The sequence below is a fragment of the Candidatus Andeanibacterium sp. genome, assembly GCF_057143545.1.
In genome coordinates, this window is the sequence record NZ_DBNHSF010000170.1 from 1 (window position 1) to 2,682 (window position 2,682).

Annotated in this window: 3 protein-coding genes; 1 reads left to right on the forward strand and 2 read right to left on the reverse strand. The window is 64.4% G+C overall.

Annotated elements, in window-relative coordinates; translation table 11 throughout:
- The coding region (locus AC16XC_RS10020; protein ID WP_484034513.1) for a patatin-like phospholipase family protein at nucleotides 1-443 on the reverse strand (443 nt) is incomplete at its 3' end.
- Nucleotides 440-1,225 (reverse strand): 3-hydroxybutyrate dehydrogenase, encoded by a 786-nt coding sequence (locus AC16XC_RS10025; RefSeq protein ID WP_484034514.1) that lies wholly within the window; start codon nucleotides 1,223-1,225, stop codon nucleotides 440-442. The genes AC16XC_RS10025 and AC16XC_RS10020, both read right to left, overlap by 4 nt.
- Nucleotides 1,226-1,430: 205 nt before the next feature.
- Here AC16XC_RS10025 and AC16XC_RS10030 point away from each other — a divergent pair.
- The coding region (locus tag AC16XC_RS10030) for an extracellular solute-binding protein (protein WP_484034515.1) at nucleotides 1,431-2,682 on the forward strand (1,252 nt) is incomplete at its 3' end.

Sequence of the window (2,682 nt, forward strand, 5' to 3'; positions counted from 1 at the left end):
TCTGCGCAGACCCGGTCGAAATCCAGCATCCGGTCGACCACCGGCCTGAGCGGGTGGATGTTGAGCGGGTTGACCTCGTAGGGGGAAAACATCCTCGAGGCCGCATCGAAGGCGGCGAAGCCGGGGCTCATCTCGACGATGCGCGAGAACGCCTCCGGCCCCGGCGAGGTGGCGGCGAGCCAGTTGCGCACCAGCGGATTCGGCACCACCGTATGGGTCGAGATCTCCTCCCAGAACGCATCGAGCGCCTCGCGCGCGCCGGCATTGCCGCCGCGCAGCCAGCCGCTTTTCAGCGCGGCCGCGTTCATCGCCCCCGCCGAGGTGGCGGTGATCGCCTCGATCTCCAGGTCGTCCTCTTCCAGGAGCCGGTCGAGCACGCCCCAGGTGAAGGCGCCATGCGCGCCGCCCCCCTGGAGCGCCAGGTTGATCCGCTTGCGGCTCACAGCGCCGTCCAGCCCCCGTCGATGGACAGTGCCGCGCCGGTGATCTGATCGGCGGCGGGCGAGCACAGGAAACTGACGAAGCCCGCGACCTGCTCGATGGTGACGAACTGCTTGGAGGGTTGCCGCGCAAGCAGGACCTCGCGGATCACCTGCTCCTCGGTCATGTCGTATTCCTTCATCGTGTCGGGGATCTGCGCCTCGACCAGCGGCGTCAGCACATAGGCGGGGCAGATCGCGTTGGCGGTGATCGCCTCCTCCGCCGTTTCCAGCGCGGTTACCTTGGTCAGGCCGACGACGCCATGCTTGGCGGTCACATAGGCCGACTTGAAGGGCGAGGCCGTCAGCCCGTGGGCCGAGGCAATGTTGATCACCCGGCCCCAGCCCTCCTTGCGCATCAGCGGCAGCGCGGCGGCGGTGGTGTGGAAGGCGGATGTCATGTTGATCGCGATGATGCGGTCCCATTTCTCGACCGGAAAGTCGGGAATCGCCGCGACATGCTGGATACCCGCGTTGTTCACCAGGATATCGACGCCCCCGAAACGCTCGGCCGCCGCCTGGACCAGCCTCCGGCACGCATCGCCATCGGCCATGTCGGCCTGAACATAGGCGGCGGGCGATCCGGTGTCGGCAGCGATCCGCTCAGCCAGTTCCCGATCCTCGGCCGTGTCGGTAAAGGAGTTCATCACGATATTGGCGCCTTCGCGGGCCAGCGTTTCGGCGATTCCCAGCCCGATGCCCGAGGTGGAGCCTGTAATGACTGCGGTCTTGCCGGAAAGTGACATGCGATCAGCCTCTTGTCTGGTGATTTTGAGGTGCTTCCGCATCGCGTGCTACGAATGCGAAACCAAGGATGTGCAACTGCAGCATAAAAAAAGCGCCCTCGCAAGGAGGGCGCCTAGTTATTGAGGCAGGTTTCATACAGGCAAGAAACCTATCGAGCAGTGCCTCCTTTATACGGAAAACTGACTGATCCTCCAAGATAAAAATTTGAGTGGCGCGGTCCGGTCTGTATGTTTAGCCAAAATCAGCCGACAGGCAGAGCAGAGAGAGGGCAGCATGCGCAACACGGCACGACTGGTGATCGCGATTCTGGCGGGGTTTCTGGCCGCGGGGATTGCCCGCGCCGAGCCGCAGCATGGGATAGCCATGTATGGCGCGCCCGCGCTACCACCGGATTTTGTGTCTCTGCCCTATGCGAACCCCGACGCACCGAAGGGCGGGCGCATCGTCTTCGGCGAGCGCGGCGGTTTCGATTCCTTCAATCCCTTCATCCTCAAGGGCAGCTCCCCATGGGGCGTCAGCGTGCATGTCTACGAGACGCTTCTGGGCCGCAGCTGGGACGAATCGTTCTCGCTTTACGGGCTGCTGGCCGAATCGGTCGAGACCGGGCCGAACCGCGAATGGGTCGAGTTCCACCTGCGCCCCGAGGCGGCGTTCTCCGATGGCACGCCGCTGACTGTCGATGACGTGATCTGGTCGTTCGAGACGCTGGCCGAAAAAGGGCTGCCGCGCTACCGCAACGCCTGGGACAAGATCGAGAGTATCGAGAAGGTCGGCGAGCGGGGCATCCGGTTCAACTTCTCCGAACAGGACAACGAACTGCCGCTGATCCTGGGCCTGCGACCGGTGCTGAACCCGCGCGACTGGGAGGGCAGGGCCTTCGACGAAAGCTCGCTCGACGTGCCGACCGCGACGGGCCCCTACACTGTGGGCGATTTCGAGCCGGGCCGGTTCATCGAATTCGTGCGCAACCCGGACTACTGGGGCAAGGATCTGCCCTTCAACCGGGGTCAGCACAATCTGGACGTGATCCGCTACGAGTATTTCGCCGATGGCGACGTGATCTTCGAGGCGTTCCGCGCCGGCGAGACCTCCACCTTCCGCGAGTCGAACCCGGCCCGCTGGGCGAGCGCCTACGACTTCCCCGCGGTGCAGGACGGGCGGATCGTCAAATCCGAGATCCCGCATCAGCGCCCGTCGGGGATGGAGGGGTTCGTCTTCAACACCCGCAAGCCGATCTTCCAGGACTGGCGCGTGCGCGAGGCGCTGATCCAGGCGTTCAACTTCGAATTCATCAACCAGACGCTCAATGGCGGTGTCTATCCGCGGCGGACCAGCTATTTCGCGAACTCCTTCCTTGCCATGGACCACGGACCGGCCGAGGGACGGGTGCGCGAATTGCTGGAGCCCTTCAAGGACGAACTCCTGCCCGGCGCGCTGGAGGGGTATTCGCTGCCCG